The organism is Nonomuraea sp. JJY05, assembly GCF_043496855.1.
GTDB lineage: Bacteria > Actinomycetota > Actinomycetes > Streptosporangiales > Streptosporangiaceae > Nonomuraea.
Genome location: NZ_JBIEIS010000001.1, coordinates 240,444 through 265,174 on the forward strand (window position 1 = coordinate 240,444; position 24,731 = coordinate 265,174).

Annotated in this window: 22 protein-coding genes; 12 read left to right on the plus strand and 10 right to left on the minus strand. The window is 69.5% G+C overall.

All coding sequences use genetic code 11. The features are described from left to right. Window positions 1-195 precede the first annotated feature (195 nt). Complete coding sequence (locus ACFKCF_RS01095; protein ID WP_394489626.1) at window positions 196-681, plus strand: hypothetical protein; 486 nt, start codon at window positions 196-198, stop codon at window positions 679-681. A 9-nt stretch (window positions 682-690) separates the two neighbouring features. Next, window positions 691-1,470, plus strand: a complete 780-nt coding sequence (locus ACFKCF_RS01100; RefSeq protein ID WP_394489628.1) for a DNA-formamidopyrimidine glycosylase family protein — start codon at window positions 691-693, stop codon at window positions 1,468-1,470. Here ACFKCF_RS01100 and ACFKCF_RS01105 read toward each other — a convergent pair. The 6 genes from ACFKCF_RS01105 to ACFKCF_RS01130 form a co-directional block, all read right to left on the minus strand. Next, a complete protein-coding gene (locus ACFKCF_RS01105; RefSeq protein WP_185071833.1) occupies window positions 1,467-1,823 on the minus strand; it encodes a helix-turn-helix domain-containing protein in 357 nt (118 codons plus the stop codon). The two genes, ACFKCF_RS01100 and ACFKCF_RS01105, sit on opposite strands and share 4 nt — an antisense overlap. Window positions 1,824-2,097: 274 nt before the next feature. Further along, the gene (locus tag ACFKCF_RS01110; RefSeq protein WP_394489630.1) at window positions 2,098-2,589 is read right to left on the minus strand and encodes a CinA family protein; all 492 of its coding nucleotides are present in this window, start codon (window positions 2,587-2,589) and stop codon (window positions 2,098-2,100) included. A 3-nt stretch (window positions 2,590-2,592) separates the two neighbouring features. Beyond that, the gene (gene pgsA / locus ACFKCF_RS01115; protein WP_394489632.1) at window positions 2,593-3,165 is read right to left on the minus strand and encodes a CDP-diacylglycerol--glycerol-3-phosphate 3-phosphatidyltransferase; all 573 of its coding nucleotides are present in this window, start codon (window positions 3,163-3,165) and stop codon (window positions 2,593-2,595) included. Further along, window positions 3,162-4,571 (minus strand): 30S ribosomal protein S12 methylthiotransferase RimO, encoded by a 1,410-nt coding sequence (gene rimO / locus ACFKCF_RS01120; protein ID WP_394489634.1) that lies wholly within the window; start codon window positions 4,569-4,571, stop codon window positions 3,162-3,164. The genes pgsA and rimO overlap by 4 nt, the downstream gene beginning before the upstream one ends. A 60-nt stretch (window positions 4,572-4,631) precedes the next feature. Further along, window positions 4,632-5,405, minus strand: coding sequence for a helix-turn-helix domain-containing protein (locus ACFKCF_RS01125; protein WP_394489636.1), 774 nt, complete (start codon window positions 5,403-5,405; stop codon window positions 4,632-4,634). A 76-nt stretch (window positions 5,406-5,481) separates the two neighbouring features. Beyond that, entirely contained in the window at window positions 5,482-7,983 is a 2,502-nt protein-coding gene (locus tag ACFKCF_RS01130) for a DNA translocase FtsK (protein WP_394489638.1), read from the minus strand. Window positions 7,984-8,308: 325 nt separating this feature from the next. Here ACFKCF_RS01130 and ACFKCF_RS01135 point away from each other — a divergent pair, with 325 nt between their 5' ends. Further along, window positions 8,309-10,741 carry a SpoIIE family protein phosphatase gene (locus ACFKCF_RS01135; RefSeq protein ID WP_394489640.1) on the plus strand — a complete coding sequence of 811 codons (2,433 nt, stop codon included), beginning with the start codon at window positions 8,309-8,311 and terminating at the stop codon, window positions 10,739-10,741. On the opposite strand, the gene ACFKCF_RS01140 is transcribed toward ACFKCF_RS01135, so the two are convergent. The 3 genes from ACFKCF_RS01140 to ACFKCF_RS01150 form a co-directional block, all read right to left on the minus strand. Continuing rightward, window positions 10,731-11,669, minus strand: coding sequence for an aldose epimerase family protein (locus ACFKCF_RS01140; protein ID WP_394489642.1), 939 nt, complete (start codon window positions 11,667-11,669; stop codon window positions 10,731-10,733). The two genes, ACFKCF_RS01135 and ACFKCF_RS01140, sit on opposite strands and share 11 nt — an antisense overlap. Beyond that, window positions 11,666-12,628 carry a LacI family DNA-binding transcriptional regulator gene (locus tag ACFKCF_RS01145; RefSeq protein ID WP_394489644.1) on the minus strand — a complete coding sequence of 321 codons (963 nt, stop codon included), beginning with the start codon at window positions 12,626-12,628 and terminating at the stop codon, window positions 11,666-11,668. Before ACFKCF_RS01145 ends, ACFKCF_RS01140 begins: the two co-directional genes overlap by 4 nt. A gap of 131 nt (window positions 12,629-12,759) precedes the next feature. Then, a complete protein-coding gene (locus tag ACFKCF_RS01150) occupies window positions 12,760-13,554 on the minus strand; it encodes an NAD-dependent epimerase/dehydratase family protein (RefSeq protein WP_394489646.1) in 795 nt (264 codons plus the stop codon). 135 nt (window positions 13,555-13,689) lie between these two features. Here ACFKCF_RS01150 and ACFKCF_RS01155 point away from each other — a divergent pair, with 135 nt between their 5' ends. From ACFKCF_RS01155 to ACFKCF_RS01175, 5 genes are all read left to right on the plus strand, one after another. After that, complete coding sequence (locus ACFKCF_RS01155; protein WP_394489648.1) at window positions 13,690-14,997, plus strand: extracellular solute-binding protein; 1,308 nt, start codon at window positions 13,690-13,692, stop codon at window positions 14,995-14,997. Then, entirely contained in the window at window positions 14,994-15,923 is a 930-nt protein-coding gene (locus ACFKCF_RS01160; RefSeq protein ID WP_394489650.1) for a carbohydrate ABC transporter permease, read from the plus strand. Before ACFKCF_RS01155 ends, ACFKCF_RS01160 begins: the two co-directional genes overlap by 4 nt. Further along, window positions 15,920-16,780, plus strand: a complete 861-nt coding sequence (locus ACFKCF_RS01165; RefSeq protein WP_192791009.1) for a carbohydrate ABC transporter permease — start codon at window positions 15,920-15,922, stop codon at window positions 16,778-16,780. The genes ACFKCF_RS01160 and ACFKCF_RS01165 overlap by 4 nt, the downstream gene beginning before the upstream one ends. Window positions 16,781-16,841: 61 nt before the next feature. Further along, complete coding sequence (locus tag ACFKCF_RS01170) at window positions 16,842-17,609, plus strand: IclR family transcriptional regulator (RefSeq protein WP_394489652.1); 768 nt, start codon at window positions 16,842-16,844, stop codon at window positions 17,607-17,609. A 12-nt stretch (window positions 17,610-17,621) separates the two neighbouring features. Beyond that, window positions 17,622-18,527, plus strand: coding sequence for a 5-dehydro-4-deoxyglucarate dehydratase (locus ACFKCF_RS01175; protein ID WP_394489654.1), 906 nt, complete (start codon window positions 17,622-17,624; stop codon window positions 18,525-18,527). A gap of 270 nt (window positions 18,528-18,797) precedes the next feature. Here ACFKCF_RS01175 and ACFKCF_RS01180 read toward each other — a convergent pair whose 3' ends face one another. Next, the gene (locus tag ACFKCF_RS01180) at window positions 18,798-20,267 is read right to left on the minus strand and encodes an aldehyde dehydrogenase (NADP(+)) (protein WP_394489656.1); all 1,470 of its coding nucleotides are present in this window, start codon (window positions 20,265-20,267) and stop codon (window positions 18,798-18,800) included. Between the two features lie 103 nt (window positions 20,268-20,370). Between ACFKCF_RS01180 and ACFKCF_RS01185 the strand changes: the two genes are divergently transcribed. From ACFKCF_RS01185 to ACFKCF_RS01200, 4 genes are all read left to right on the plus strand, one after another. Continuing rightward, a complete protein-coding gene (locus tag ACFKCF_RS01185; protein ID WP_394489658.1) occupies window positions 20,371-21,627 on the plus strand; it encodes a glucarate dehydratase family protein in 1,257 nt (418 codons plus the stop codon). Next, window positions 21,624-22,985: a hypothetical protein gene (locus ACFKCF_RS01190; protein WP_394489659.1), complete on the plus strand. Its 1,362-nt coding sequence runs from the start codon at window positions 21,624-21,626 to the stop codon at window positions 22,983-22,985. Before ACFKCF_RS01185 ends, ACFKCF_RS01190 begins: the two co-directional genes overlap by 4 nt. Window positions 22,986-23,566: 581 nt before the next feature. Further along, complete coding sequence (locus tag ACFKCF_RS01195; protein ID WP_394489661.1) at window positions 23,567-24,064, plus strand: DUF402 domain-containing protein; 498 nt, start codon at window positions 23,567-23,569, stop codon at window positions 24,062-24,064. 401 nt (window positions 24,065-24,465) lie between these two features. Beyond that, window positions 24,466-24,731, plus strand: a 266-nt coding sequence (locus ACFKCF_RS01200) for a hypothetical protein (protein WP_394489663.1), incomplete at its 3' end; no start/stop codon positions are given.

Sequence of the window (24,731 nt, forward strand, 5' to 3'; positions counted from 1 at the left end):
CTTGGTGATCTTGACGGTGCCCGAGACGGCGTCACGACGGCGAAGCCCACGACGCGGTTCGCGATCCTCGATGACGGTGGCCAGCCACCGTCGCCCATCGCCTGACCAACGCGGGCGGAACAGCGTGGCGGGCTCGTCGACGGTGCGGATCTGCCGGTCCCGGTCGCCGGGTCCCGCACGTACGACGGGTGGCCGGTGTCGTCGCGCTGGTCGTGGCAGGACGAGACCCAGATCGGGTCGGCCGGGTTCTCGTACAGCGTGATCCTGGTGTCGCGGATCTTCAGCTCCGCCGTCGCGGTGAGCCCCATCCGTCCCTCGCGCGGGGTGGGCAGGGGCGCGGCGATCAGGCTGGGGGTACGCCCACCGGGCGGCGGGGCGGGCCGGGTGAGCAGCACGGCCGCCGTCACGGCCACGGCGGCCGTCACGGGCCCGGCCACGAGCCACCACCGGCGGCCCGGCGATCGGCCGGCGGGCGGGGCCGCCGACTGCTGCCCCTCGGCCACGAGGTGCCGCTCCAGCACGTGGTGGCCGAGCAGGCCGAGCAGCGCCCGGGCCGCGGTGGGACGGACCTCCGGACGCTTGGCCAGGCACCGTGCCACCACCCCTGGAGACGCCGAAGTCGATCACCCGCGGCCTCGTGGACGGCCGGGGGCCCGCCCACGAGGCGGCGCGCGTTCCTAGACTGGAGGGATGCCCGAGGGAGACGCCGTCTACCGCACGGCCGCGAAGCTGCGCGGCGCGCTGGACGGTCAGGTGCTCACCCGGTCGGACTTCCGTGTCCCCAGGCACGCCACGGCCGACCTGACCGGCCGTGCGGTCATCACCACGGTCTCCAGGGGCAAGCACCTGCTCACGCGCGTCGAAGGCGACCTGACCGTGCACACCCATCTGCGCATGGACGGGAGCTGGCAGGTCATGGCGGCGGGCCGCCGGACCGCGCCGGGCGACCAGGTCAGGCTGATCCTGGCCAACGAGCGGTGGCAGGCGGTGGGGGTCAGGCTGGGAATGGTGGATCTCGTCAGGACAGGCGAGGAGGGGCGGCTGGTCGGCCATCTGGGGCCGGATCTGCTCGGCCCGGACTGGGACCCGGATGAGGCCGTGCGAAGGCTGCGAGGGGCGCCCGACAGGACCATCGGGGAGGCGCTGCTCGATCAGCGCAACCTGGCGGGGATCGGCACGATCTATCGCGCCGAGACCCTTTTCCTGCGCGGTGTCTGGCCGTGGAAGAAGGTCGGGGAGATCGAGGATCTCAACGGGCTCGTGTCACTGGCCCAGCGCTTGCTGGACGCGAACAAGGGGCATGCGGGCACGGTGACCACAGGTGATCGCCGCCCGGCGAACCAGACGTGGGTCTACGGCAGGGCGGGGAAGCCCTGTCGCCGATGCGGCACCCGCATCAGCCGTGGGGAGATGGGGGCGCAGCCACAGGAACGGCTGATCCTGTGGTGTGCTGGCTGCCAGCGGGGCTAGGCAGCCACCATGTCCTTGACTTCGGGGAACACGGAGTCGGAAATCGACCCGGGAACCGTCTCCGTAAGGGGCAGCCGTTCGCGATCGGGCACGTCGGCCAGCACAGGGGCAGCCTGGAGCTCCGCCAGCGCGAACTGGTCGGAAACCTCACGCAACACCTGCGAAAGGGGCACTTCGAGTGCGCCGCAAATGGACGCCAGCAGCTCCGACGAGGCCTCCTTCTGGCCGCGCTCGACCTCGGACAAGTAGCCGAGCGAGACACGTGCCTGGGTGGACACCTCGCGTAGCGTGCGTCCCTGCCGCACCCTCAACCGCCTCAGCACGTCGCCGAGCAGCTGACGCAGCAGAATCATCTGTCGCTCCCTCCCCGGCGCGGATGACTTCACCACGCCCCGCGCGATCGGATCGTGCCGCACTTTGGTCTTCTTTGCTTCGTACATACTCCTCGCCGTCATCATGGGGCGTGGCCGCCCCTGGACCGCCGCTCGCGACTCTCCAGGCCCGCCGGCCGGGCGCTCGGTGCTTGCAGTTGGCTCACGGACCTCACTCACAGCTCCACCGTACCCGTATCCACCGACACCGCGTCAGACCGTGCTTCGCATGTTCGCTCGGGACGTAACACGGTAATCACCCGGAATGTTCCCCTATGTTCGCCTTCAGCACACCTGACAGTAGATCGACTGCCTCGTCCACCGTCTCTACCCTGATACGTTCGCGCGACCCGTAAAGTCTCAATTCACGCCCCCAATTCCTGCCCCCAGGTCCGCAGACGGCCGCGTACACGGTGCCGACGGGCTTGCCGTCCTGCGGCTCCGGCCCGGCCACACCCGTCACGGCCAGCCCGTACGTGGCCCCGCACAGCCGCGCGACCCCGGCCGCCATGGCCGCGGCCACCTCAGGATGTACGGCCCCCTCGCGCCGCAGCAACTCTCCCGGCACCCCTAGCAGCTCCTGCTTGAGGTCGGTGGCGTACGAGATGACCCCGCCCCGGAACGCCTTGGACGACCCCGAGACCGACGTGATGGCGGCCCCGATGAGCCCGCCGGTCAGCGACTCGGCCACCGCCACCGTGGCGGACCGGCTCACCAGCATCGTCAGAACCTCGGCCACATCGGCCATCGATCACTCCCCGCGCGCCTGCTTCGCGACCTTGCCCAGCCGCACTGCCCTGATGACGTAGTCGACCCCGGTGGCCACGGTGACCACCAGAGCCGCCCCCATGACCACCCACCGGACGGGCCCCGGCACCGCCGGCAGGAGGTAGAGCACGATCGCGGCGATCTGCAGCACGGTCTTGACCTTGCCGCCGTAGCTGGCCGGGATGACCGCGCGCCGCAGCAGCACGAACCTGAGGGCCGTGATGCCGAGCTCCCTGGTGAGGATCGGGATCGTGACCCACCAGGGCAGCTCGTTGAGTATGGACAGGCTCACGAGCGCCGCGCCGGTGAGCGCCTTGTCGGCGATCGGATCGGCGATCTTGCCGAAGTCGGTGATGAGGCCGTACCGCCTGGCCAGCTCACCGTCGAGGTGGTCGGTGATCGAGGCCACCGCGAAGACCGCCAGCGCGGCCACCCGCCAGCCCGTGCCCGGCAGGAACAGGCAGACGACGAAGAAGGGGACGAGCACCAACCTGAGGACCGTGAGGACGTTGGCGATGTTCCACGGGCTTACGACGCGGCGCTCGTCCCTTTTCATGGACTTGCCTTGATACGCGCGATCAGGTCGACCCCCTCGGAGTCGACCACGACCGCGCGCACGATCTGCCCCCTGACGAGGCCGATGCCCTGCACCGTGACGGAGCCGTCGACCTCGGGCCCCTGGTGGGCGGCCCGGCCCTCGTAGCCTCCGTCGCCCAGGTCGTCGTCGATCAGCACGTCGACCTCGGTGCCTATGCGCTCCTCCGCGCGCTGGGCGGTCAGCTCCTCGGCCAGCTCGGTGAGCACGCGCACGCGCTCGTCGATGACCTCCTGGTCGAGCTTGTCAGGCAGCCCGGCGGCCTCCGTGCCGTCCTCGTCGGAGTAGCCGAACACGCCGACCACGTCGAGCCTGGCCGCCTCCAGGAAGCCCACCAGCTCGCCGAACTCCTCCTCGGTCTCGCCGGGGAAGCCCACGATGAAGTTGGAGCGCACGCCCGCCTCGGGGGCGCGCTCACGGATGGTCTCGAGCAGCCCCAGGAAGCGCTCCGGGTCGCCGAAGCGGCGCATCCTGCGCAGCACGGTGCCGCTCGCGTGCTGGAAGGACAGGTCGAAGTAGGGGGCCACGCCCTCGGTGCCCGTGAGCACGTCGATGAGCCCCGGGCGCAGCTCGGCGGGCTGCAGGTAGCTGACCCGAACCCGGGAGACGCCCTCGAGGGCCGCCAGCTCCGGCAACAGCTTCTCCAGCGCCCGCAGGTCACCGAGGTCCTTGCCGTAGGAGGTGGAATTCTCGCTGACCAGGACGAGCTCGCGCACGCCCCGGTGGGCCAGCCAGTCGGCCTCGGCCAGCAGCTCGTCGGGCCGGCGCGAGACGTAGGAGCCGCGGAAGGCCGGGATGGCGCAGAACGTGCAGCGCCGGTCGCAGCCGGAGGCCAGCTTGAGCGAGGCCACCGGGCTCTCGTCGAGGCGCTTGCGCAGCACGCGCGGGCCGCTCGCGGGCGCCAGGCCCTCGGGCAGGTCGCCGTGACCGGGGATGTTGGCCTTGGGCGCGCTGGCACGGTCCACCGGCGAGATGGGTAGCAGGGTGCGGCGGTCACGTGGAGTGTGGGGCTTCAGCGGCCGCCCGGCGAGCACGTCGTCGAGGCGGCCGCCGATCTCCGTGTAGTCGTCGAAGGAGATGACCGCGCTGGCTTCGGGCAGCGCCTCGGCCAGCTCGTTGCCGTAGCGCTCGGCCATGCAGCCCGCTGCGACCACCTTCGCGCCGGTGTCGGCGGCGGCCAGCAGCGTGTCGATGGAGTCCTTCTTGGCCGAGTCGATGAAGCCACACGTGTTGACGACGACGACATCGGGGTCGTCGTCGCCCAGCTGCCAACCGGCAGCCTCAAGTCGCGCGGCCAGCTCCTCGGAGTCGACCTCGTTGCGCGCGCAGCCCAGAGTGATCAGCGATGCGGTTCGGCGGGATGACATGGTGAACACTACGGTATCGGGAGTTGGCCACCACCCGATGCACGGGCTCCCGCCAGATGGCTATCGCGCGGTCGTTTTGGGCGGCCCGAACGAGCGCCGCAGCATCTCCCCCCTGCCTGCGTCCAGGGTCACCTTCTTGCCGTTCACCTGCAGCGTAACGGCCGACGCGTCCGCCAGCAGCACGCTGACCTTGTCCTCCGCACTCCACTTGTCGGACTTTCCGGCCTTCAGCGTCCCCGCGAACAGCTTGCGCCCCATCGCGTCGTGAGCCTGGACGTACGACGACCGCTTCGCCTTGATCTCGACGGTCACCGTGCGTTTGACCGCCTTGGCCGCCGCCGGCTTCGGCTGCTCGACGGGCATGTTCGGCGGGACCTTGGGCCGGGCCGAGGCCACCTGAACGTCGGCCGTCCGCACCTGGTCGCTCGCGCCGCCCAGCACACGCATCATGCCGAAGACGACCACGATCGCCAGTGCGACCCCGAGCGCCATCGTCCAGTTGGGCCCGCGCCGCTCCGGCACGTTGATCTTCTTGTCGGCCTGGAACACGGCCGAGGCCGCGACCGGCCTGGGCGCCCCGCCGTGCTGCTGGTCGTAGAGATGGACGGTGGCCTCCGGGTCGAGCCCGACCGCCTTGGCCACGGCCTTGACGTGTCCTCTGGTGTAGAAGTCGCCACCGCACTGGCTGCCGTCATCCTGCTCCAGGCCATGGATGATCGCCTCGCGGATCCTGGTGGCCGCGCTGACCTGCTCGACGGTCAGCCCGGCCGCTTGCCTGGCCGCCGCCAGCATGGCCCCGATGCTCTGCTCCTGCACAACGAACGCCTCCCCCACGGCACCTGCACCTGCCTACCACAATGGGTAGTGATTTATATTCAATCAGTTACTACCCGGCAGGCACGCATTGGGGTCATTCGCCACGCAGGTCGGCGAGCAAACCCGGTAGATCGTCCGGTTTGACCAGCACCTCGCGGGCCTTGGAACCCTCGCTCGGGCCGACCACGTTCCGGCTCTCCAGCAGGTCCATCAGCCGTCCCGCCTTGGCGAACCCGACCCGCAGCTTGCGCTGCAGCATCGAGGTAGAGCCGAACTGGGTGGTCACGATCAGCTCGGCAGCCTGGATCAGCAGGTCGAGGTCGTCGCCGATGTCCTCGTCGATCTCCCGCTTGACCGGCGCCGCGGCCACGTCATCGCGGTATTCGACCTGCATCTGCGCCTTGCAGTGCGTGACGATCTCGGCGATCTCCTTCTCGGAGACGAACGCGTTCTGGATGCGGATGGGCTTGCTCGCGCCCATCGGCAGGAACAGCGCGTCACCCTGCCCGACCAGCTTGTCGGCGCCCGGCTGGTCGAGGATGACCCGCGAGTCGGTGAGGCTCGAGACGGCGAAGGCGAGCCTGGACGGCACGTTCGCCTTGATCAGGCCGGTGACGACGTCGACGGAGGGCCGCTGGGTGGCGATCACCAGGTGGATGCCGGCCGCGCGGGCCAGCTGCGTGATGCGCACGATCGAGTCCTCGACGTCGCGCGGGGCCACCATCATGAGGTCGGCCAGCTCGTCCACGATCACCAGCAGGTACGGGTACGGCTGGTAGACCCGCTCGCTCCCGGGCGGCGGCTGCAGCTTGCCGGCCCGCACGGCCTTGTTGAACTCGTCGACGTGCCTGAACCCCGACGCCGCCAGGTCGTCGTAGCGCCGATCCATCTCGCCCACGACCCATTCGAGGGCTTCGGCGGCCTTCTTCGGGTTGGTGATGATCGGCGTGATCAGGTGGGGGATGCCCTCGTAGACGCTGAGCTCGACCCGCTTCGGGTCCACCAGCACCATTCGCACCTCGTCGGGCGTGGCCCGCATCAGGATGCTGGTGATCAGCCCGTTCACGCAGACCGACTTACCGGCGCCGGTGGCGCCCGCGATGAGCAGGTGGGGCATCTTGGCGAGGTTCGCGACGATGGTGCGGCCCTCGACGTCCTTGCCCAGGCCGACGATCATCGGATGGTGGTCGGCCTGCGCCACCTGCGCGCGCAGCACGTCGCCCAGGGACACCAGGTCCTTGTCGGCGTTCGGGATCTCGACCCCGATCGCCGACTTACCCGGAATAGGCGACAAAATCCGGACGTCGGCGGACTTGACGGCGTACGCGATGTTCTTCGTGAGCGCCGTGACCTTCTCCACCTTGACCGCGGGCCCCAGCTCGATCTCGTAGCGGGTCACCGTCGGCCCCCGGGTGAACCCGATCACCTGCGCGTCGATGGTGAACTGCTCGAGCACGCTGGTCAGCGCGTTGACCACGGTGGTGTTGGCCTTGGTCTGCGGCTTGGGCGCCGTGCCCTGCTTGAGGAACTGCAGGTCGGGCAGGCTGTACGGGCCCGCCTGCGGCGACAGCACGAGCTGCTCGACCTTGCGCGGCGCGGGCGTCGGCTGGGGCGGCTCCGGCCGCTTCTCGGCCTCGGCGGCGGGCGCCTCCTCCTCGTCCGTCAGACCGGGCACGATCTCGGGCGAGTGCTCGGGCCGCTTGTCGCTCTTGTCCGCCAGGACCGGCGTGTCGTACGGCTTGACCGAGTCGGCCCCCTCATCGGCGGGCTTCTTGGGTGCCCTGACCCGCTTCTTGCCCGGCTGCCGCGGCTCGGGGTCGGCGTGCCGTTCGAAGAGCATGTGCTTGAGCTCGGCCAGCCGCTCCGGGATCCGGTGCACGGGGGTGGCGGTGATCACCAGCACGCCGAACCCGGACAGGAGCAGCAGCAGCGGGATCGTGATCCACGGCGGCAGGATGCTCATCGGCGGCGCCGACACGATGAACCCGACCATGCCCCCGGCCTGCGACACCTTGTCCATGCCCTGGCCCTCGCCGGCCGGGTAGGGGGTGCCGTTGGCCACGTGGATGACGCCCAGCACGCCGACCATCAGCGCGGCCCACCCGATCACCATGCGCCCGGTGTCGGCGTTCTGGTCGGGGTGGCGCAGGTAGCGCCAGGCCAGCAGCCCGAACAGCAGCGGCAGCGCCCACGCCAGCGAGCCGAACACGCCGTGCACGGTCGCGTTCACCACGCCGGAGACGGCCCCGTCGGCGTTGCGCCACGTCATGGCCGCCAGCACGATCGCTCCGGCGAGCACCGTCAGGCCCACCCCGTCGCGCCGGTGCGCGGGATCGAGCTCGCGGGCGTTCTTGCCCAGCGCGCGAGCCGTGCTGCCGATGCCGTTGGCGAGCAGCATCCAGAGCCCGACGATCAGCTTGCCGATCATCGTGAAGACCCAGCTGATCGGGTCCTGGTGGGTCATCGAAGGCTTGCGTCCGGAGGCCGCTCTGGGACGCCCCGTCGACGAGGCCCCGCGCTTGACGGGGGTCGAGCGGGACGAGGTCGACCGCTTCGCCGGCCCCTTCGATGCGCTTTTCGGCGTACGGGTGGCCATGATGCCAAAGGTACGTCGGAGACACCATGGATCGCGCGGAGGCTCGCCGACGACCCCGCCAAACGGGCACGAAGATCCCGGGAAGGTTCGCCAGATGTCCAGGTGAAGGCCGCGCGGCCGCACACCCTCACGGCCGACGACGCGGAGCGGCTCCTGCCGGGCCAACGGCCTCACCGAGGCGTACGCGGACCGCCTCAGGGCCGCCCTCGTCCCCTGAGCGCGTCGGTCTGACCCGCCTTCTTCACAACAGGAGGTATCAACGGCACCATTCTGCCACTCTGAGAGTGACCGTACTGCCACATCGAGTGATGTTCTAGGACGCAGAGTGGACACGACCAGGGTGTCGAGCACGGCCTTCGACGGGACGCCCCATGCCCCGGCTCACGCGCGCAGGTTCGTCCGCCAGGTGCTCGGCGAATGGCGCCTGAGCCACCTGGCGGAGGACGCCGTGCTGCTGACCAGCGAGCTCGTCACGAACGCCGTCGTGCACGCGGGCACCGGCATCGAGCTCACCTGCCGCCTGGACGTGGCGGCCAGCCCTCCGAAGCTGGAGATCGCGGTCGACGACCGCCACCCAGCCCGGACGATCCTGGCCGCCGAGCCCGCGCCCGAGCCGACGCGTACGTCGGGGCGCGGCCTCGCCCTCGCGGGCATGCTGGCCGACGCGTGGGGCGTCACGTACACGAGGACCGCCAAGCGCGTCTGGGTGCGCATGGAGATCGCCGACGGCAGCGAGGTCCAGGAGGCCGCGCCGGCGCCGCCCTGCGCCGCACCCATCGAGACCCTGCACGTCGGCGTGATCGTCGCCGACCGCGACGGGGTCGTGCGGTCGTGGAACCCGGAGGCCGAGAAGCTGCTCGGCTGGCGGCCCGACCAGGCGATCGGCCGCCCCCTCGATCGGTTAGTGGCCTGGCGCGGCCACGGTCCGTACGCGCTGTCGCTGGCCGACACCCTCGGGCTGGGCCGCTGGCGGGGCGAGGCGCGCATGCGGCACCAGGACGGCCGGCTGGTCCCCGTCTACGTCTCCCACCTGCGCTCCAGGCGGCAGCGCTGCTCGATCTGGATGGTGGTGGCCGCCGACCACGGCTACGTGCTGACGCCGCCGCCGGCGCCGCAGCTGGGAGGGGCCGGACGGCGCATCAAGGACCTGCTCGACCAGGACATGCCGTTCGCCGAGCTGCTCGACACGATCGCCCAGATCGTGCAGGTCTCCAGCGGGGGCGACGCCGCGTACGTGCTGCTCGCCGCGGAGGGCGGCAACCGGTTCGGCGTGGCGGCGGGCGCGGGCGCGACGGCGGGGCTGGTGGGGGTGCTGGCCACGGGCGTGTTCGGCGCGGAGCGCACGACCCCCACGATGATCGAGGACCTGCTCGCCGTGGACGTCGAGCTGGCCCAGCAGTTGCGCGCCAGGTCGCTGGCGTGCGCGCCGCTGCTGGTGGGTGGCGAGCTGGCCGGCTACATCGTGGTGACGGCTGCCCAGCCGGACCGCTTCGACCAGGAGCTCACGGTCAGCCTCCAGCACATCGCCGGCCAGGTGGCCGTGCCCGTGCAGCGCGAGCGGCTGGCCGAGCAGGACCGCGCGCACCGGGGACGGCTGTCGTTCCTGGCCGAGGCGGGCGAGCTGCTGGCGGGCGTGCACGACGAGGAGCTGATCGCGGCGCTGACCGCGCAGCTCGTCGTACCCAAGATCGCCACCTGGGCGGCCGTCTACCTGACCGACCTCGCGGGCATGACCAGGCTCGCCCACGTCTGGCACAGCGAGGAGCGCCACAACGCCGACCTGCGCAAGTCGCTGCCCGCCATCCCGCGCACCGCGCTCAGCGAGGTGAGCTGGCCGGTCGGCCCGGAGACCGTGCTGTCGTTCCCGCTGCTCACCCAGGGCCGGTCGCACGGGGCGCTGGTGATCGGCCGCGCCGAGCCCACCCTGCCGCTGGAGCTGGCCGACCTGCTGTCGGACCTGTGCCGCCTGGTGGCGCTCAACCTGCACACCGCCATGCTGTACGCCCGGCAGGCGACCACCTCCCGGGTGCTGCAGCGCAGCCTGCTGCCCATGCGCGTGGCCCCCATGCCGGGCCTGGAGTCCGCGGTCGTCTACGAGCCCGCCGAGGAGGGCGCGCACGTCGGGGGCGACTTCTACGACCTGTTCACGGTGGCCGACCACTGGTGCTTCGCCCTGGGCGACGTCTGCGGCAGCGGGCCCGAGGCGGCCGCCGTCACCGGGCTCGCCCGCCACGCCGTACGCCTGCTGGCCAAGGAGCACTACACGGTGGCCGACATCTTCGACCGGCTCAACCACGCGCTGCTGGAGGAGGGCGAGGAGGGCAGGTTCCTCAGCCTGCTGTGCGGCGAGCTGACCCCGCTGCCGCAGGGCGGCGCGCTGTGCACGATCGCCTCCGCGGGCCACCCGCCCCCACTCCTGCTGCGGCCGGACGGCAAGGTCGAGCCCATGGCGAGCCCGCAGCTGCTGCTGGGCATCGAGTCCGGCGCCAGGTTCTACGTCGAGACGTTCGAGCTGGCGCCGGAGGATCTGCTGCTGTGCGTCACCGACGGGGTGACCGAGCGGCGCAACGGCGACCGGCTGCTCGACGACGGCGACGGGCTGGCCGCGCTGCTGGCCGGCTGCACGGGGCTGAGCGCCCACGCGGTGGCCGAACGCGTGCGGCACGCGGTCGAGACGTTCGCCGAGGAGCCGTCGCAGGACGACGTGGCCCTGCTGGTGATCAAGGCCTCCGCCGCCCTGCGCCCGGTCAGGACGTGAATCGGTACGTAGTGGTGGAGGTGCGCCGCGTGCCCGGCCGGAGCACCGTGGAGGGGAACTGCGGCTTGTTGGGCGAGTCGGGGAAGTGCTGCGTCTCCAGGCACAGCCCGCCGAACGGCCCGTACGGCGTCGCGTCCCCGTCCAGCATGTGGCCGGTGTAGAACTGCACGCCCGGCTCGGTCGTCGTGACCTCCATGGTCAGGCCGCCGGCGGTCACCGTAGCCCCGCCGCCGCCGAGCACGTAGCAGTGGTCGTAGGCGCCCTCGTTGCGCTCCCCCACCGCGTGCGGCTCGGTGAAGTCGAACGCCGTGCCCTTGACCGGCGCGAGCTCCCCCGTGGGGATCTTTGCGTCGTCCACCGGAAGGTAGTGCTCGGCGTCGATCCGTACGACGTGGTCGCGCACGTCGCCCTCGCCCGAGAGGTCGAAGTAGGAGTGGTTGGTCAGGTTGACCACGGTCGGGGCCTCGGCCTCCATCTCGTAGTCGATGCGGAGCGCGTCGTCCTCGAGCGTGTACGTCACCCGGGCCGTCAGCGTGCCGGGGTAGCCCTCGTCGCCGTCGGGGCTGATCAGCCTGAGCGTCACCGACTTGTCGTCGTTGGACTCGATGCTCCACACCTTCTTGTCGAAGCCCACGATGCCGCCGTGCAGATGGGCGGTGCCGTTGTTGACGGCCAGCTCGTACTCGACGCCGTCCAGGGTGAAGCGGCCGTTCGCGATGCGGTTGCCGTACCTGCCGACGACCGCGCCGAAGTAGCGGCTGCGGGTCAGGTAGTCCTCCAGCGTGTCCAGGCCGAGCACCACGTTGCGGCCGGAGACCTCCAGCGAGCGCACGATGGCGCCGTACGTGAGCACCTCGGCGCGCAGCCGTCCTGACGACAGCTCCACCAGTTCGACGCTCTCCCCCGACGGCAGCGTTCCGAAGTTCATGATTGGGCCCTTCCCGTGGACTCTCTGACAATGAGGGTGGTGTCGAGGGTCACTGTCGCGCCCTCGCCCCCCGACTGGAGCAGCAGGTCGACGGCCATCCTCCCGGCGGCCACGGCCGGCATGGCCACCGTGGTGAGCTTGGGCCGGTTGAGCCGTCCCGGCAGGATGTCGTCGAACCCGATGACACTTATCTGGTCTGGTACCCCTATCCCCATCTCCGACAGCCCCTCGATGAGGCCAAGCGCGACGAGATCGTTGTACGCCAGCACCGCCGTGGCCCCGCAGGCCGCCACGTCGGCGGCCACCGCGAGGCCGCCCGACTCCGTGGGCTGGTTGGGGCCGAAGAAGACGAGGTCGAGCCCGGGCGCCTCGGCCGCGGCGCCCTGCATCTCGTTGCTGGTCCACGAGCCGATCGGGCCCGACACGAGCGCGATCCTGCGGTGCCCCAGCGCGACCAGGTGCTCCAGCGCCAGCTTGGCGCCCTGGGCGACGTTCATCAGCACGGCGGGCATGCCCCTGATGCGCCGGTTGACCACCACGAACGGCACGTCCTCGGCCAGCCGTTCGATCATCTTGTTGGACAGGCGGGGGCTGCACAGCAGGACGCCGTCCACCTGCTTGGTGAACGTCCTGATCAGCTCTTCCTCGACGCGCGGATCCTCGTCGGTGTCGGCCACGAACACGTGGTAGTCACGGCCTCTGGCCTGCGCCTGGGCGGCTTTGATGAGCGGCGGGAAGAACGGGTTGGCGATGTCCGCCACGATCAGGCCCATGTTGAACGTGCGGCCGGTCGTGAGGGCCCTGGCCGCGCGGTTGGGCCGGTAACCGAGGTCGTCGGCGGCGGCCAGCACGCGGCTCCTGGTGGCAGGATTGACCAGGTGGGGGGCGGAGAAGGTGCGGGACACGGTGGAGACGTGCACGCCGCAGGCGCGGGCCACGTCCTTGATCGTCGCCGCCATCGTCGTTCTCCCTTGCAAACGGTTGCCAGACTAAACCTTGACCTTCACTCCTCCCGCCGTCAAGGTTCTTGCAACCGGTTGCCACGCCTACCGCATTCGCCGCCCCCATTCTCCGGGGAGCGCCGACAGGATTACCAGCGACCACCCAGCTCGTTGAGGGTGAACATCCCTCCGGCCCGGTTGTGCAGCGGCTCGGAAAGGTCCGGCTCCCCCAGCTCGGCGATGAGCGCCGCCGCCTGGGGTTCGGAGGAGTCGCGGGACTCGTACCCGATGGCCTTGGCCTCCTCCAGCGACCACCACCGCCGCGCGTTGTCCGAGACCCCCCACACCACGTGGTACCCGGGCGCGGTCAGCGCCGCCTCGATCAGCCGGGTCAGGTCGTCCGGCGAGATCCACGTGGCCAGCCCGCGCGTGTCGCCGGAGGCCTCGTTGCAGGTGCCGAGCCGGACCACGGTGACGTTCATGCCGAACCGGTCGTGGTACAGGCTTCCGAGCGCCTCCATGACGACCTTGCTCACGCCGTAAAAGGTGTCAGGCCGGGGAAAGGCGTAGTCGGGCAGGTCGGAGCCGTCGGCGGGCCGGGTGTGGTAACCGGCCGCGTGGTGGCTGCCCATGAGCACCAACTGCCGCACGCCCTCCTCGCGTGCCGCCTCCAACAGCACTTGCGTGCCGTTGATGTTGGCCTGCACGATGTCCGCCCAAGGATGTTCACGGCTCTGGCCGCCAAGGTGGATCACCGCGTCCACGCCCTTCATCGCCTCGGCCACCGCCGCCGGGTCGGCGAGGTCGGCCGTCACCCACTCCTCGCCGGGGCCCGGCTCGATCGGGTGAAGGTCGGAAAGCCGCAGCGTGCGGCCGTCACGGGCGAGCCGTGGGCGCAGCAGCGTGCCGACTTTCCCAGCGGCTCCGGTCATAAGAATGCGCATGTCTCATGGTGTACACGATTCTGGCCGAAATTCACATCCTTGAATATTGACCGTGAACCATGCAACTAGTTACGTTCACAGCCACGAGTTCAAGTCCACGACTCAAGTCCACGTATGTGAACGGGAGGCGGTCTGATGTCACGTCGTCTGCTCGGGGTCGCGATGACAGCGACCCTGGCCGTAACGCTGACAGGCTGCGGTTCCGGGGGATCAAGTACAGACAACGCCCTGGAGATCTGGATCAGGCAGGCGCCCGATTCGGACTCCGCCAAGACGGCGGTGAAACTCGCCGACGCATTCACCAAGGCCAGCGGGGTGAAGACGAAAGTCGTCGCGCTATTCGACGACTTCGAGACCAAGCTGAACCAGCAGGCCGCCCAGAAGAAGCTTCCCGACATCGTGATCAACGACACCGCCCAGCTCGGCAACATGCACTCGCAGGGCTGGCTGCGCGAGGTCGACAAGGCCGCGCTGGCCGGCGGTGACAAGCTCTCCGACCGCGCGTGGGTGGCCGCCACGGGGGCCGACGGCAAGTTCTACGCCGCCCCGTTCTCCGCCCAGGCCTTCGCGCTGATCGTACGCAAGGACTGGCGCGAGAAGGTCGGCATGGAGCCGCCCAAGACCTGGGAGGACCTGGCCAAGCTGGCGCAGGCGTTCACCGAGAAGGACCCCGACGGCAACGGCCAGGCCGACACGGCGGGCTTCGTCATCCCGGCGGGCACCAAGCGCGGCTACGCCTCCTGGTACGCCTCCTCCCTCATCTACGCCAACGGCGGCGACTTCATCAAGAGCACCGGCGGCGGCCACTTCCAGGCCACGGTCAACGACCCCAAGACCGTGGAGGCCGTCCAGTACCTGCAGGACCAGTTCTGCAAGGCCAAGACCGTCAACCCCGGCGCCGTCAGCAACGACACGACCGTCACGCACGAGGTGTTCGAGAAGGGCCAGGGCGGCGTCTACCTGGTCGGCCCGTACGTGCTCGCCAGGTTCGTCAAGAGCGTCGGCACCGACAAGATCGAGGTCCTGCCCCTGCCCAAGGGCCCGTCCGGCGGTCCCGGCACCCTCGGCGAGGGCGAGAACGTCTACCTGATGGCCGGCTCCGACCAGCAGGACGCGCAGAAGAAGTTCGCCGAGTTCGCGATCTCCCCTGAGGGCCAGAAGATCGGCATGAACAAGGACGCCAACGGGGCCATCGTGCGCCTGCCGGTCAACACGCAGGTCGACATGGCCGCCGAGCGGCAGGATCCGCGCTGGAAGGTGTTCCAGGACTCGTACGCGAACGCCGTCTACGCCCCGCCCGTGCCGAACTGGGCGCCCATCCGCCAGGACTCGGCCGACTCCATCAACGCGGTCTGGGCCGACTGCTCCTCCAACGTCAAGACGGCCATGGACCAGCTGAACACCAAGCTCACCCAGGAACTCCAGAGCCAGAAAGCGTCATGACCTCGACACTGACCGAGACGCGCAGCCGCACGGCGCCCCCCCACCGCCGCACCAAGCGGGTGCGGTGGCGGGGGCCGCTGATCGCCTGGCTGTTCCTGGCGCCCGCGCTGCTGCTGTTCCTGTACTTCAAGTTCATCCCGATGTTCGTGGGCCTGTGGAAGAGCTTCTTCAAGGTCCAGACGTTCCTCGGTGACGAGTGGCTGGGCCTGCAGAACTACCAGACGATCATCAGCGACGCCGACTTCGCCGCGGCCATCTGGCACAGCATCCTGCTGGCGCTGGGCACCACGGTCGGCTCGCTCGTCCTGGGTCTGGGGTTCGCGCTGCTCATCGAGGGGCCCGCGCGCTACCTGTGGTTCGTGCGCACCGCGGCCTTCCTGCCCGTCGTCACCACGATGGCGGCCGTGGCCGAGGTGTGGCGGATCATGTTCCACCCCGGCCCCACCGGGATGCTCAACGTCATCGTCGGCTGGGCCGGCATCGATCCCCAGCCGTGGCTGGCCAGCGAGCACTCCTCCCTGTGGTCGATCATGCTGATGAGCATCTGGCGCGGCACCCCGTACGACATGATGATCTTCCTGGCCGGGCTGGTCGGCGTCGACCGCACGCTCTACGAGGCCGCGGCCGTGGACGGCGCCTCGACCTGGCACCGGCTTCGGCACATCACGCTGCCCGCCCTGCGGCCGGTGTTCTGGATCCTGTTCACGCTGGCCGCCATCCGCGGGCTGCGGGTCTTCGTCGAGGTGTACGTCCTGACGAACGGCGGCCCGAACGGGTCGTCCGAGGTGCTGATGACGCTGATCTACAAGCTCGGGTTCCAGAAGAACGACCTGGGCGTGGCCTCGGCGGGCGGGATCGTGCTGTTCCTGGCCACGCTGGTGCTCACCCTGGTCGCTCAGATGTTGCGCAGGAGGCAGGCGACATGAGGTTCGACAGCGCTCTGGGGCTGGAGTCGCGCAAGGGGCCTCTGGCCGTCGGCGGAAAAGTCCTGATTTATGGCTTCATGGTGGTGGTTTTCACCGGGCCGCTGGTCGGGCTGCTCGTCAGCGCCTTCAGCAAGACGCTCGACCCCACCTCCTTCTCCCTATGGCCGGACGACTTCACGCTGGAGAACTTCGTCCAGGCCAAGGAGAAGAACGTCTACCTCTACCTACTGAACTCCTTCATCGTCGTGGGCTTCGGCCTGCTGCTGCAGATGCTGGTGAGCGTCTTCGCCGCGTACTCGCTGGCCCGCAAGAAGTTTCGCGGCATGACGTTCGTGCTGCTGCTCATGCTCACCACGATGATGCTGCCCGAGGAGATCATCGCGATCCCCCTCTCGCTGGTCCTGGCCGACATGCCGCTGCTGCACGTGAACCTCATCGGCACGTACGCGGGCATGATCCTGCCGGTCGGCGCCTGGGGCTTCTCCATCCTGGTCATGACCGAGTTCATGAAGGAGGTGCCGGTCGAGCTGGAGGAGGCCGCGCGCATCGACGGCGCGGGCGAAATGCGGATCTTCGCCACCATCATCCTGCCGCTGTGCCGACCCGCGCTCGGCGTGATCGGGGTGTTCGGCTTCACGATGATCTGGGACCAGTACCTGCTGCCCCTGATCGTCGCGCCCGAGTCGAGCATGTGGACGCTGCCCATCGCGCTGCGTTCGCTCCGCTCCGACGAGGAGGTGGGGATCGGCGTGCTGCTGGCCGCCTCGCTGCTGGCGCTGCTGCCGTCGATCATCGCGTTCCTGGCCTTCCAGCGGCAGTTCATGCGCGGCCTGACAAGCGGTGCCATCAAGGGTTAAGTGTCCATGTATCTGGACGCTATCCCATATCCTGGATGTCGAACCCGCAGCAGTAGATGGGATGAGTATGGAGCCTCAGCTGGTCAAGTCAGCGGAACGGACGGTGCGCATCCTGGAGGCCCTGGCCGACTCACACGACAGCCTGACGCTGTCGGAGCTGCAGCAGCGCACCGGGTTCCCGCGCAGCAGCCTCCACGCCCTCATGCGGACGCTGGTCGAGCTCAACTGGGTCGAGACCGATTCGGCCAGGTCCGCGTTCGGGATCGGGCCGCACGCGCTGCTCACCGGCACCGCGTACCTCGACAAGGACCCCGCGCTGCCGTTCGCGCAGGAGACCTTGGAGGACCTGCGGGCAGAGATCGGCCAGACCGCCCATTTCGCCCGCCGGGACGGCGCGCACGTGCTCTACCTGGCCACCCGCGAGTCACGCGAGGCCGACCACGTGATCCCCAGGGTGGGCCGGCGCCTGCCCGCCCACGTCACGGCGCTCGGCCAGGTGCTGCTCGCCCAGCTCACCGACGACGAGGTCATGGCCATCCTGCCCGACCCGCTGTCCCCGCTCACCGACCACACCATCACCGACCTGAACAAACTGACCGGCGAGCTCGACCAGGTCCGCACCCGCGGCTGGGCGTACGAACGCGAGCAGGGCACTCCCGGCCTGGCCTGCGTGGCCGTGGCGGTCGACTACCGCATCCCGGCCACGGACGCGATCAGCTGCTCGATGCCCGCGAGGCTGGCGCCCGCCGAGATCGAGCGGATCACCGAGGCAGTGATCAAACACACCCGCAAGCTGGCTGCCACTCTTCGCAGGGAGGGCATCCGCTAGAAAGGACCGTCGATGCGGCTGGATGGCGTTCTCTTCTTCCCCGTGACCCCCTTCGGAGCCGATGGCGACCTCGCCGAACCCGCGCTGGCCCGGCACGTCGCCGACGGAGTCGCCGCGGGAGCGGGAGGAGTGTTCGCCGCGTGCGGCACCGGTGAGTTCAACGCCCTCGACCTCGACGAGTACACCCGGGTGGTGGGCATCTCCGTCGCCGCCACCGCGGGCCGCGTCCCCGTCTTCGCCGGCGCCGGCGGCCCGCTGCCCGCCGCCAAGGCCATCGCCCGCGCGGCCGCCGCCCCGGGCGCCGAAGGGCTGCTGCTCCTGCCGCCCTACCTGGTCAGCGGCCCGCCCTCGGGCCTGGTGCGGTACGTGCGCGAGGTGGCCGTGGCCGTCGACCTGCCGATCATCATCTACCAGCGCGGCACCGCCCGCTTCACTCCCTCAGCCGTCGCCGAACTCGCCGGGCTGCCCGGCATCGTCGGCTTCAAGGACGGGCTGGGCGACTTCGACCTGCTGCAACGGATCATCCTCACCGTCCGCCGGTCCACCGACAGGGACTTCACCTTCTTCAACGGCCTCCCCACCGCCGAACTGACCGTCCCTGCCTACCGCGGCCTCGGCGTCCACCTGTACTCGAGTGCGGTGTTCGCCTTCGCGCCCGAGATCTCCCTGGCCTTCTACAAGGCGGTGACGGGCGGGGACGAGGTGCTGACGCAGCGGCTGCTGACCGACTTCTACCTGCCGCTGGTGGAGCTCCGCGACCTCGTACCGGGCTACGCGGTCTCGCTGGTGAAGGCGGGGGCGCGGTTGCGGGGGGCGGAGGTCGGCGGCGTCCGCCCACCCCTGATGGACCCGGCACCCGAGCACACGGCGTCCCTTGAACGCATCATCGTCAGAGGGCTGGCCATCGCCGGCGCCTGACCGGCCGGCCATCGCCGGCGCCTGACCGGCCGGCCATCGCCGGCGCCTGACCGGCTGGCCATAGCGGGGGCCTGACCCCCTCCCGCCTCACCCCACAGCCGCCGGCCCGCTCGCTGACACCCGGCCCCAACCCCGGAGAGCGGGCCCAGCCGCATCGCCACGCCGTCGCCCACGGCCGTCACCGGGCCCGCGGCCGACCAGCCGGCCCCCAACCGGCCAGTCAGCCGCACGGACCATCGCCGTCGCCCCCACTTCAAGGGCTCAGGGGGTTCACGCCTCCAGACGACCGTCGACCCTCCGCGGAACGGACAGCGGGTTGTCGTCCTTGAGCTCGTCCGGCAGCAGCGCCTCCGGCCAGTCCTGGTACGCCGTGGGCGCCAGCCACCGATCGATCGCCGTCGCCCCGACGGAGGTGGTCGTCGTGGTCGCGGCAGGCCAAGGACCACCGTGCTGCATCGCCCAGCACACGGCCACCCCGGTGGGCCACCCGTTCCAGATGAGCCGGCCGGCCTTCCTCCCCAGCACCTCGACGACCTCGCCGGCCTCGTCCGGATCGGTGCCGTGGACGGTCGCGGTCAGCGACCCTTCCAGCCGCTCAAGCACGGGCCGCAGATCGGAAATTTCGCGATATGTCACCACGATCGACGCCGGCCCGAAGCACTCCTCGGCGACCCGCGGCAGCTTCTCCTCGAACGTGTCGAGATCGGTGGTGAACACCTTGGGCGTGACCGCCCAGCTCCCCTCCCCGGGCTTGCCCTCGGCCAGCAACTGCAGCTCGCCCAGCCGCTCGACACCGCCGAGGTAGCCGTCCCTGATCCGCTCGGCCAGCATGGGGCCACCGCTGGTCCCCTCGACCGCCTCGGCCAGGGCCTGGCGCAGCTCGTCACCCTCGGGCACGAACATGAGCCCGGGGTTCGTGCAGAACTGCCCGACCCCCAGCGTCAGCGACCCGGCGAACCCCGTGGCCACGTCCTTGGCCGGCGCGGACGGCAGCACGACGACGGGGTTGACGCTGCCCAGCTCGCCGTAGAACGGGATCGGCACCTCCCGCTCGTCGATCAGGCGCTGGATCGCCTTGCCCCCGGCCACCGACCCGGTGAACCCGGCCGCGACCACTCCGGGGTGCTGGACCAGATCGATCCCCGCCTGCATGCCCTGCACCAGACCCAGCAGGTCAGGGTACGGGAGCGCGTCACGAACGATCTTCGCCACGCGCTCGGAGGTGTTCGGGTGCCCGGGGTGCGCCTTGACGACGACCGGACATCCCGCCGCCAGCGCGGACGCCGTGTCGCCGCCGGCCACCGAGAACGCGAACGGGAAGTTGCTGGCCGAGAACACGGCGACGACGCCCGGCAGGGCGTGCTTCATCCGGCGCACGTCGGGCCGGGGCGGCGTGAGCGAGGCATCCGCATGATCGATGATGGCCTCGACGTAACCGCCGTCCCTGAGGACCTGGGCGAAGAGCCGGAACTGCCCCGCCGTACGCCCGACCTCGCCGCGCAGCCGTACCTCGCCGAGGGCTGTCTCCTGGTCGGCGAGCTGCCACAGCTCGTCCACGTGGGCGGCGAGCGCGTCGGCGACGGCCTCGAGCGCGAGCGCCCGCTCAGCCGCGGGAGTCGCCCGCCAGGCGGCGCCGGCGGCGGCCGCGGCGGAAACGATCAAGTCGACCCCGGCACTGTCGGTCTCCGGCAGTGCGGCGCCAACGGTCTCGCCGGTCCTGGGGTCGTGTCCGTAGATCATCGAAAGGCCCTTCCGAGCTTGACACTTCTTCAGCTTGATTCTTACAGTTGCGGCAACTTGTCCACAAATCTGGCTATTGTCCACATATCTGGACGGCGGTCTAATGATCATCAGACAGATCCACGTCACCCCTGTCGCCTTCCGGGATCCGCCACTCCTGAACGCCGCCGGAGTCCACGAGCCGTGGGCCCTCCGTACCATTGTCGAGGTCGTCACCGATGAGGGCCTGACCGGGTTGGGGGAGACCTACGGGGACCTGGAGCACCTGGGCAAGGTACGCGAGTGCGCGCAGGCCCTGATCGGCCTCGACGTGCACGCCACGAACACGATGTACGCCCGGATCAGCGCGATCGTCGGCCACACGGTGACCGACCTGCACGGACTGACCGGTGCCGCCACCAAGGAGAAGAGCGTCGACCGGGTCTTCTCCCCCTTCGAGGTGGCTTGCCTCGACATCCGGGGCAAGGCGGCCGGCGTCCCGGTGAGCGACCTGCTGGGCGGCCGTGTCCGGGATGCGGTGCCGTACAGCGCGTACCTCTTCTACAAGTGGGCGGGCCACCCCGGCCAGGACCCCGACCGGTTCGGCGCGGCTCTGGACGAATCGGGTCTCGTAGAACAAGCGTCGCTCCTCATCAAGGAATACGGCTTCGAGTCCATCAAGCTCAAAGGCGGCGTCTTCCCTCCCGACCAGGAAGTGGCCGCGACCCGCGCGCTCCACGAGGCGTTCCCCGGAGTACCTCTCCGCCTGGACCCGAACGCCGCCTGGACGGTCGAGACCTCGATCCGCGTGGGCCAGGAGCTGGAAGGCACCCTCCAATATCTGGAGGATCCCACTCCCGGCATTTCCGGCATGGCGGAGGTGGCCGCCGCCGTCCCCATGCCGCTCGCCACGAACATGTGCGTGGTCACCCATGAACACCTCCCTCCCGCCATCGCATCCCGTGCGATCGGTGTGCTCCTCCTGGACCACCACTACTGGGGCGGTCTCGTACGTTCGGCGCACGTCGCCACCTTGTGCGACACATTCGGCCTGGCGCTGTCCATGCACTCCAACTCCCATCTCGGGATCAGCCTGGCCGCCATGACCCATTTGGCCGCCGCCACACCGAACCTCACGTTCGCGTGCGACACGCACACCCCCTGGCAGGATGGCCAGGACGTGGTCGCGCCCGGCGTCCTGCGCTTCGTGAACGGCGCCGTTCCGGTGCCCACCGGTGCCGGCCTCGGCGTCGAGCTCGACCGTGACGCGCTGTCCGTCATGAACGAGCAGTACGAGAAGTGCGGGATCTCCGCCCGCGACGACACGAGCTACATGCAACGCTTCGAGCCCACCTTTTCCGCAAGGAGACCGCGCTGGTGAACGTGGCCTACGTCTACCCCTGGGACATCGTCGGCGACCCCTCCGCCCCCGACCGCCTGGCCGGCCTGGGCGTGGAGGCGGTGGCTCTGGCAGCGAGCTACCACTCGACGAGAGCGGCCACGCCATACCACCCGTCCCACCGCGTACTCGACGTTCCGTATCCGGCCTTCTACCTCCCGATCCGCCCGTCGTCCTGGTCCCGCCTGGTCCCCGCGAGTCCCACCTGGACCCCGCAGGACGCCTACCTCCAGGCCCGAGACGCCCTGAAGGCGGTCGGCCTCCAGGTGCACGCCTGGACCGTCCTCACTCACAACTCCCACCTGGGCACCGTGAATCCCGACCTGGTCGTGCGCAACGCCTTCGGCGACCCGTATCCGTACGCGCTGTGCCCCGCCCACGAGGACGTCCTCGAGTACTGCGAGCACCTGGTCGAGGAGATCCTCACGGTAGGCGAGCCGGACGGTCTCATCCTGGAGGCCTGCGGCCCGATGGGCTTCGGCCACCAGAGCGTCCACGAGAAGACCTCCGGCGCGGATTGGACACCCGCCGACTCAGACCTCCTCTCCCTGTGCTTCTGCACGGCCTGCGCCGACCGCTACCCCGCAGCCACCCAAGACAGAGTCCGCGCCGCCATAGATCGCGCCCACCCGGCACAACCCACAGCAACAATCCCCCCCGCACAATCCATCTCCCCAGCCCACACCAGCACCACCACAGTCGGCGCCACGAACGCCAGCACCACCACAGCCGGGACCACGACCCCCAGCACTCCAACGCACGCGACAATCGACCCCACAGCCCCCAGCACTCCACCGCACGCGGCAGCCAGCACCACGACTCCCAACCCTCCACCACTGCTCACCACGACCGGCACCACGGCCCCCAGCACTCCACCACTCACGATCGAAGAGGCTCTCGGCGACCTGACCGACGAGGTGCGCGCCGTTCGCGTAGACCTGTCCAACTCTCTCCGCCACCGCCTGATCGCCGTCGCCCGAAGGACCGCCCCCAACACCCCCATCACCCTGCACGCCAACCCGAACCCCTGGGCAGCAGGCGCCTTCGCACCGCTGCCGTCAGGCGAACCGGGAGCAGACGTGCTGGTGGCCAACTGCTGGGGCGACCCCGCCACGGACGCCACCCGCCTCGCCCAGCTCAAGGACCTGTCGACCCCCGGCCAGCGAATCGGCGCCTACGTCCTGGCCCTTCCCCCTCGCCCGGCCGACGCCACGGTCCTCGCCGACCAGCTCCGTACGTACGCCAAGGCAGGCGCGACCGAGTTCCACCTGTACCACGCCGGCCTGGCCTCCCCACAGCGCCTGGCCGCCATCACAGAAGCCCTACGCCAGCACACCTAACCAATTCACCCAGAACAGTCCCCTACGCAATGCGCCCGGCCGGCGCGCTGCCTGCGGGCGGCGCGCTCCCTGGGCCCCGCGCGATATGCGTGCCCCGCGCGATGCTGGGGTCTTGCGCGATCCTTGGCCCGCGCGATCCTTAGGGCCCGCGAGAGTGGAACCGTCGCGATGTCTGGACCGCGCGCGATGCGTGAACCTGCGCGATGCGTGAACGTGCGCACGATGCGTAGACCTGCGCGATATGTGAGCCCAATCGCCATCCATGGGGCTTCGCGATGTCCTGGGCCTTGCGCGAGATCTGGGGCTGCGCGATATATGGGACCCCGCAGGACGCCTGCGCACCCGCCTGATACATCGACCCTGCAGGCACTTGCGCACCTGCCCGATTGTGAACCCCACAGATGCCTACACACCCGCCGGATACGTGAACCCCACAGATGCCTCACACCCGCCGGATACGTGAACCCCACAGATGCCTGCACACCCGCCGGATACATTGACCCCGCATGATGCCTGCGCACCTGCGCGATGCGTGGGACCCTGAGCGCTGAAGCCTCCGCACCGCAGATAAGTTGCCTCATGTGATCGATGTGCGAATTGTGTACCGAAAGTACGGCGGAGCGCTGCACTGGAACCACCCCGGCCGGCTGCTGGGCGAGGACGAACATGGAGTCTGGGTGGAAGTCCCGGGCGGCACGCTCGCCCGCAAGGGCGAGGGCCCGCCGGTCACGTGGGAGAGCACCGCGATCATGCTATTCCCTCGAAACGCCTGGTGGACTGCGTCCTTCAACACACCACCCCACCGAGCCGAGATCTACGTCGACGTCACGACCATCCCCGAGTGGAGAGACAGCGAGGTGACAATGCTCGATCTGGATCTCGACGTGATCAGGATGCGGGACGGCCGGCTCATCCTCGACGACGAAGACGAGTTCGCCGAACATCAGGTCCTCCTGGGCTATCCCCCCGAGCTCATCGCCCAGGCAGAAACCACCGCACGCTGGCTAATCGACGCAGTAGCCAACAGAAAGGGACCATTCGACGGCGCCCACCTCGAATGGCTCCCAAAAGCCACCTGACCACCATCTTCTCTCAGGTCAGAGCGAAATGACCCTTCTGGTACCTGAGGCACTTCGACCGACCCCAAGACAAGGTCCGTAGACGGCCCGTGCAGATGTTTCGAAACACCGGGTGACGTGCCGCGCCGTGGCGCGGCACAGAACAACCAGGCCCCCGGGAGGCGGTCACGCTTCCATCTCGTGGATCAGGTCATCGTGGCGCAGTCCGCAATCAGCGTCGACCGCCCGAACCCACCGCCCGGACACCCACGCCCGATCGGAGATCAAGCCCTGATCGCGATGCCCTGACCGAAGACGAGGCACCGTGAGCGCAAAAGTCGGTGTAGTACCTTCCGACGCTGAACGTGACCCCGTCAGGTTTGGTGAAGTTCATGCCAGTACGCCCAACGACGATGCCTACTGTGCCGACCCCCAGGACGATCACCTCGTCCGGAAACAAGTGGATCCGCGCGAACCAGAGAAAACCGAAGGTCACCAGGTCGAGCAGAATCCCCCCTCTCGTCCTCGTCCTCGTCCTCGTCCTCGTCCTCGTCCTCGTCCTCGACCTCGACCTCGACCTCGACCTCGACCTCGACCTCGACCTCGACCTCGACCTCGACCTCGACCTCGACCTCGACCTCGACCTCGACCTCGACCTCGACCTCGACCTCGACCTCGACCTCGACCT